6 protein-coding genes are annotated in these 7,752 nt (G+C 41.7%); 2 read left to right on the top strand and 4 right to left on the bottom strand.

The genetic code is table 11. From position 1 onward, the window contains the following. Positions 1-347: 347 nt before the first annotated feature. A complete protein-coding gene (locus VXQ92_RS02760; protein WP_005246179.1) occupies positions 348-1,547 on the top strand; it encodes a PilT/PilU family type 4a pilus ATPase in 1,200 nt (399 codons plus the stop codon). Positions 1,548-1,637: 90 nt separating this feature from the next. Here the strand turns inward: VXQ92_RS02760 and VXQ92_RS02755 are convergent, their stop codons facing one another. From VXQ92_RS02755 to VXQ92_RS02740, 4 genes are all read right to left on the bottom strand, one after another. After that, positions 1,638-2,840 carry an MFS transporter gene (locus VXQ92_RS02755; protein ID WP_416680307.1) on the bottom strand — a complete coding sequence of 401 codons (1,203 nt, stop codon included), beginning with the start codon at positions 2,838-2,840 and terminating at the stop codon, positions 1,638-1,640. Between the two features lie 213 nt (positions 2,841-3,053). Further along, positions 3,054-3,428 (bottom strand): glycine cleavage system protein GcvH, encoded by a 375-nt coding sequence (gene gcvH / locus VXQ92_RS02750; RefSeq protein ID WP_004280423.1) that lies wholly within the window; start codon positions 3,426-3,428, stop codon positions 3,054-3,056. 82 nt (positions 3,429-3,510) lie between these two features. Beyond that, entirely contained in the window at positions 3,511-4,539 is a 1,029-nt protein-coding gene (locus VXQ92_RS02745; protein ID WP_064102928.1) for an AraC family transcriptional regulator, read from the bottom strand. 464 nt (positions 4,540-5,003) lie between these two features. After that, entirely contained in the window at positions 5,004-6,857 is a 1,854-nt protein-coding gene (locus VXQ92_RS02740) for an ABC transporter ATP-binding protein (protein ID WP_416680306.1), read from the bottom strand. A gap of 206 nt (positions 6,858-7,063) precedes the next feature. Between VXQ92_RS02740 and VXQ92_RS02735 the strand changes: the two genes are divergently transcribed. Next, positions 7,064-7,717: a hypothetical protein gene (locus VXQ92_RS02735; protein ID WP_416680304.1), complete on the top strand. Its 654-nt coding sequence runs from the start codon at positions 7,064-7,066 to the stop codon at positions 7,715-7,717. Positions 7,718-7,752 lie beyond the last annotated feature (35 nt).

Genomic DNA, 7,752 nt, shown 5'->3' with positions numbered 1-7,752 from the left:
ACCTCACACCCAAGTTGTCACTTAAATTTGAATGGATTGGGGAAAACTCAGCTTTTGAATGTTTATGCAACAAAGCCATTGTAAATCATAAATAATGAGTCATCTACGAGAATTCAACCTTTAAAATTACAATCCTATTTTTTTGGCAGAGTTACTTTAAAAAGCTTGAATACTTCTACTTAATTTAATTTTTATTGAAGTACATCACACAAATATTAAAAAATATTTTCTTTATAAATCAAATATATTTGAGCATATTTATAAAACGCTGCACAATGAAATCAAAATATATTGGCATAAATCTAAGATCAAGATTTGTGCAGTTGTGCATTTCCGGGGGAAAGAAAATGTTCACGGCAGAACTGTTGGACGAAGCAAAAAAATTCATGCATCACATGCTGACTAAAGTAGTGGAATATGGTGGCTCAGATTTATTTATTACGGCTGATTTTCCACCGAGCATCAAACATCAAGGCTTAATGAAACCTTTTGGACAACAGGAACTTACAGCTGAAAAAACCAAACTGTTTGCCTACAGTCTGATGAATGATAAACAGCGTAAAGAATTTGAAACTGAACTTGAATGTAACTTTGCCATTACTGTACCGGGCGTCTCCCGTTTCCGGGTCAATGTGTTCCAGCAACAACTTAATGTGGGCATGGTGATTCGTACCATTACTGCAGAAATTCCAAATTTCCAGAAACTGAAATTACCGGAATCCCTGAAACATGTGATTATGGAAAAACGTGGACTGGTACTGGTAGTCGGAGGAACGGGTTCAGGTAAATCAACTTCACTCGCAGCCATGATTGACTACCGAAATGAAAATTCAGCAGGGCATATCATTACCGTAGAAGATCCGGTTGAATATGTGCATAAACATAAAAAATCCATGATTACTCATCGTGAAGTCGGAGTGGACTGCCATTCTTGGCATAATGCGCTGAAAAATACCTTGCGTCAGGCTCCGGATGTAATTCTGATCGGGGAAATTCGCGATACTGAAACTATGGAACATGCGATTGCTTTTGCGGAAACTGGCCATTTGTGTTTGGGAACTCTGCATTCCAATAATGCCAACCAGACTTTGGACCGGATTATCAACTTCTTCCCTGAAGAACGCCGGAATCAGTTATTGATGGATTTGTCTTCAAATATGAAGGCGATTATTTCACAGCGTCTGATTCGGACTCAAGATGGTAAAGGCCGTCGGGCAGCGATTGAAATCATGCTGAATACACCTTTGATTTCCGACCTGATCCTGAAAGGCGAGTTTCATGAGCTGAAAGCCATTATGGCTAAATCCCGTGAACTGGGCATGCAGACTTTTGACCAAGCCTTATTTGACCTGTATAACCAAGGCGCCATTTCCTATGAAGAAGCTTTGCGTAATGCCGATTCTACCAATGAGTTACGTCTGCAGATCAAGCTGAAAAGCAATCGTCAGGACAGTACTGCACCAGCTAGTGAAGCAACCCAATTCACCATGATGCAAGATCCAAAAGCGGATGAGAAAGAAGCAGAGAATACTTCGGTGTCAGAATAAACCTTTACTCAAAACATCACAGGCAGAATTTTCTGCCTGTTTTGACTTATATTATTTATTATTCAATCCAATCCAATCCAATCCATAAAATTAGTCAGTTTTGCGTTGTACCAGCAGCTTAAAATAAACAATGTTGCTCAGCGTTAAAAGACCACACAAAATAAAAGCCAACTGATAACTATAAGCGGCAATGATGGCGCCAATGAGCAATGAACCGATGGCAATACCCAAATCATAGAATGTATAAAAAGTTGAGGTTGCATAGCCAATCCGATGCTTGGGGGCACGTTGAATCGCCAAGGTTTGAATACAGGGCTGCACACTGCCAAAACCTACTCCAATCATGACAGCAGCAAGCATGAATCCCCATAAGCTCTGGATCTGGCTCAGTAAAAATAGGCCCAAACTAAAAGCCACCAATGCCGGATAAATCACATATTGTGGACCTTTACGATCATAAATTTTTCCGGTGATCGGCCGTAAGCTCATCATGGAAATTGCAAAAACCACAAAGAACAAACCAGCATAAGCCATTAAACCTTTGCTGGCTGCAAAGGGAGCAATAAAGGACATAATGCTGGCATAAGAAAAAGAAATCAGCATGGCCAGTACCGCAACAGGTAATACCGTCTTTTCTACAAAATCTGTCAGCTCAAGTGATGTTTTCTTGTTAGAATTTTCAATTATTTTTTCAGGTTCTTTGACCGGAATCAGAAAACAGAAGGTAAATCCGATAAAGACCAGGGCAACCAGCAGTATGCTGACCTGAAAATAAGACCAGTATTCCATCAGGCTCAGACCTATAAATGGCCCTAAAACAATCCCCAGATTAACCGACATGACAAAATAGCCCATACCTTCGCCTTTACGCTGTTCCGGAATAAACTGGTTTACGACAGGCACACAAACTGTGGTCAAGATACTAAACCAGATACCATGCAAGAAACGGATGATAAACAGAATCGTGAGCTGATCAGCGAACAGGTAAGCTAAGGAAAAAATATTGAAAAATATTTCTGAGACAATTAAGGTTTTGCGTATACCGAATCTTTCGATAATTAAGCCGCTAAAAGGACGCACTGCAATGGCAGAAACCATAAATAAAGTCATGGCCAGACCGGCCTGGGTTAGATTACCGTCTAACTCTTTCAAGATGTAAATTGGCAAAATTGTAGTTTGTGCAAAATAGAAAATAAATAAAAACAGGTTATTGGACAGACAAAGTACAAATGACTTGGTCCAAAGAAGTGAAGTATTGTCGTTCATGAGGATCCTGAATAATATGTGCGACAAGCGCTGAGACTGCACATGAGTATTATTTTTATAAGCAAGCACGACAGATGGGCTGCAAAGCAAGTACCTTAATCACTTTAAGAAATATATGTGAAAAGTGCAATAAGTTTCCGACAGAAACACCTTGAGTTTAATCGGGAAAAATAAGTAAAAAGTTTGTCTTTTCTATAAAAAAATCAGCCCGGAGGCTGATTATCTGAATCTTGGACCAGCTTAGAGTCCAGCTTCATATTCTGTGTTGGAGAGCAGTTTTTCGACATCGGCCATATTGTCCGGCTTGATTTTATAGATCCAGCCTTTGCCATATGGATCATCATTAATAAAATCAGGATCATCTTCAAGATCAGGATTAATTTCAACCACTACACCAGACACCGGTGCATGAATATCGGAAGCAGTTTTGACAGATTCAACTACACCGGCCTGTTCGCCCGCAGTGATATGTGAATCAAGATCTGGTGCTTCGACATAGACCAGATCGCCTAATGCATCCTGTGCATGGTCGGAAATACCGGTCACAACAAGATCACCCTCAATGCGCACCCATTCATGTGTACTTGCGTACTTTAATTCTGCAGGATGATTCATTGATAACTCCTTAAAAATCTTAAGATCATTTTTGACATGTTTTATACATTCTTTTTAAGCAAAACAAAAGGCTTATACTTCCTTATAAATAAGGATCTTTGCGCCAGTTGCTCGGGCTGCGACCACTCCAGCGTTTAAACGCCCGGCTAAAATTGGCGACATCGCTATAACCCAGTTCATCGGCAATCTGTTCCAAGGTAAAATCTGTCCGGGACAATAACGAGGTGGCATGCCGGTAACGCACTTCATCGACCAAGGTAGAAAAGGAAGTGCCTTCGGCGGCGAGCTGACGTTTTAAGGTACGGTCAGACATGTGCAAGCGATCCGCCACGCTTTCAATACTGAGATAGTGTTGCTCGGCATGGGTCAAGATATCCCGGACACGCATGGCAATCCGGTGCCGTTCGCCCAAGGCAGAAAGTTCTGTTTCACACTGGTTAATCGCAATCTGGCTGGCAATCGGATCGGCATGTACCAGCTTGTTCATCAGATAGCTTTTATCAAAACTCAGAATTAAATGGGGCTGTTCAAAGCGGAACTGATGGGTGGGGAACTTCGCCATAAAGCGTTCAAAGCCTTCCGGCTTCTTAAAATCGAAGTCAATTTCTCCCGTTGCATCGTTAACGCCTGTAATCGCTTTGGCCATACTGATCAGACCAATCATTAAAGCAATTGAAATTTCGGTGCGCAGAGGTTCAAGCTGAATATCGGTTTGCAGCTGTACCGTGGCTTTGGCACCAAAAGTCGAGAAAAATAGTTGCAGGAAGGGTAAGCGAAGTTGAATAAATCGATTCGCCAGTACCAGCGCATCAGTAATATTATTCGCCGTCATAATGGCATAGCCAATAAAGCCATGAATCGAGATCCGCATCTGTGTGCCGAGATGATAGCCCAAGGTCGGTTCCCCGGTCAGTTTCAGGGCATATTTGACCAGTTCATTGGCGACAGGAGTTGGAATACGAAAATCAGGATCTGCCAACTGTTCACTGGTCAGGCCAAAAGGTTTGAAAAGCGACTCATTATTATAACCCCAGCGGGAAATGACATCGAGAAGCAGGAGACCGTAAACACCTGGAATTCCTTGGTCTTGGCGTGGAGCAATTGTTTTCATGCGCGATCCGTTGCACTCATTCAAATTTTTTTATTTATGAATAGATATTGGCATGAAGCCACCAAATTTTTCATTAAAATTGTTGGACAAAATTTTGGCGATTGTGACTGTGCCTCTGGCAGATTAGCCTGAATTCAGCCTTAAAATCAATTAAACCACATAATTTTGTTGATCAAATTAGAATTATTTTATTGAACCTGTCATATTTCTGCATGGGCTAGCCCAAAGTCTGAGAATACGGCGTAAGTGTAAATTAAAATTGAAACATGCTTCATGAGGGTACTTTCAATGCCCATATGCTGGGGAATTTCAGTAAAAAATATCGGATAGATGGCAACTCAAGGTTCATCTGTAGAGAAGATTTTAAAAAGAAAGGTCTGGGCAAAGTTTTCTTTTCTCCCAGACCTGTTCAGTATTCAAGACGATCAAATCATCAGAAGTTTTGAAATCTTCTAGAGATCATATTATTCATGATCTTTTGATGCTTTGATTTGTTGCTCAATCAGCATGCCGCCAGTTTGACGCTGCCAAAGCTGGGCATAGATACCATTAAATGCAACCAGTTCATCATGCGTGCCTTGTTCGGCAATTCGACCCTGATCCATCACAATCAGACGATCCATCTGGGCAATGGTCGAAAGGCGATGCGCAATGGCAATTACGGTTTTACCTTTCATCAGTTCATCCAGGCTGTTCTGAATGGCAGCTTCTACTTCAGAATCCAGTGCACTGGTGGCTTCATCCAGAATCAGAATCGGCGCATCTTTCAGGAATACACGTGCAATTGCAATCCGTTGACGCTGACCACCGGAAAGCTTCACGCCACGTTCGCCTACATAGGCTTCATAGCCTTTTTTGCCGCGTAGATCAGTCAGATTTGGAATAAATTCTTCTGCTTTGGCTTTACGCACAGCTTCATACATTTCTTCATCGCTGGCATCAGGACGGCCATATTTAATGTTTTCCGCGACCGTGCGATGCAGCAGTGAAGTATCTTGGGTCACTAAAGCAATATTCTTGCGCAAACTGTCCTGAGTGACCTCATCAATATCCTGACCATCGATCAAGATACGGCCCTGGTTGAGATGATAAAAATGCAGCAACAGCTGAATCAGGGTGGATTTCCCTGCACCTGAACGGCCGACAATACCAATTTTTTCACCTGGATGAATGGTGAGATTAAACTGATCAATGACGTTTTTATCATTATAGGCAAAGCTGACATTTTCAAATTTAATTTCACCATGCTTTAGCTGCAGTTCTTTGGCACCTGGTTTATCTTCAATGGTAATTTTACGGCCTAAGGTCTTCATGCCATCTTGGATGGTACCCACATTTTCAAACAGGGCGGAGGTCTGCCACATCATAAATTCGGCAATACTGTTCAGTTTCAGTACCATTGCCGTAGTTGCGGCAATAATTCCCAGCTCGGCCTGACCTTCCATCCACAGCCAGATCGCGGTACCCAGTACGCCACCGTACAACACCACACTCAGCAGTAAAATACTGATTTCGTATTGCGCACCCAGACGCATCTGTTTATAGACCGTGACCATAAATTCCTGCATCGAAGTTTTGGCATACTGGCTTTCGCGGCCGGCATGAGCAAACAGCTTGACAGTCTGGATATTGGTATAGGCATCCGTGATACGGCCGGTCATGACCGCACGGGCATCCGCCTGGGCATTGGAAATTCGGCTCAAACGAGGAATAAAGTAACAAGCTGCACAGATGAACAAGGCTAGCCAGACCATTAGTGGAATGATCAGCAAGGGGGAAATTGCACCCAAAACAATATTGATGGTGATGAAATAAATCAGCACATAAGCCAGCATGTCACCCAGAATTACCCAGAACTCGCGTACTGCCAACGCCGTTTGCATGACCTTGGCCGATAAGCGTCCGGCAAAATCATTGTGGAAAAAATCCAGGCTTTGTTTCATGAGCAGATTATGAAAGCGCCAGCGTAAACGCATGGGGAAATTGCTATACAGAATCTGGTGCTTGATCAGGGATTGTGCGCTGGCGAAAAAAATATTGGCCAGAAGAACAATACTCAGTAAGGTTAAATTACTGGCATGTTGCTCCAGAAAAGTATCCGGCTGGCTTTTACTCAGCCAGTTCACCAGGTCACCAATTTTTGAGTAAAGTAAGGCTTCGAAGCTGGCTGCACCAGCAGTACACAGTACCAGAATCAGCAAATAACGGCGTACGCCATAGGCTGCCTGCCAGACAAATGGAAAAAACCTGGTTGGTAAAGGTTGGTTTAGATTTTTGGTGGGATAGGGGTCAACCAGTCTTTCAAGCCATCGAAACATTATCGTACTCTTATCATGCATTTTGCTTTTCGGGAATTATAAAGGATTCTGTTTTTTTAAGCCCGTAATTGGGTGAAATTGCCACAAAATTATTTAAAAGTCAGACTTTACTTTTCAATATGGATACGTAATTCTAAATCCATAATTATATTAAATTTTAATCAATTTTTTACACTCAAAACAATCCTAAACGAGAGCAGTAAGATATGAGTATTTGGATAGTAGCTAGCCGTAAACGAGGCTCAGGAAAAACCATGATTGCCATGCATATCACTGAGTTATTACGTAGGCAAAGTCCTACGTTATTGCTTGATGCCAATCTGGAGCCGCAGGGTTTTGAATGGGCAAATCTGAAAAATGAAAAATTTTCTTTCGAGCATCTGGATGTCTTAAAACATGACAGTCATAGTCTGGATCACCGGCTGGATATGCTGAAACAGCAGTTCAGCTATATTATTGTTGATATTGATGGGCAGGATACACCTGCCTTACGTTCAGTCCTGAAACATGCAGATAAACTGATTATTCCAAGTTCCATCAATCCAGAAGATAGTCAGCTTGAAACCGAACTGGTGCAATTGGCGATTGGGATTGCACAATATAATACTCAATTAAAAGTTTATACTGTATTAAATAAGGTTCCTGAACAGCAACTTGCGGAAATGAAGCAGACACAGAACCTGCTCAAGAATATTCCCGGTACGCAGTTTCTGAATACAGTAATTTATGAGCATCAAGGAAACCAGAATTTATTATTAAATGGTGCAAGTATCTGTGACGATCAGATCAATTTAGAGCCTGATTTTTATAAAATGCTGCAGGAGCTTATGCAGGAAAAATCCTCTAAAATTTCAGGCTGACCGCCCAAAGATTAAATTTATATTTTAAATTATTG

Source organism: Acinetobacter sp. 228 (genome assembly GCF_048147885.1).
The sequence above is the reverse complement of the archived record's forward strand: the minus strand, read 5'-3'. Positions and strand labels throughout refer to the sequence as shown.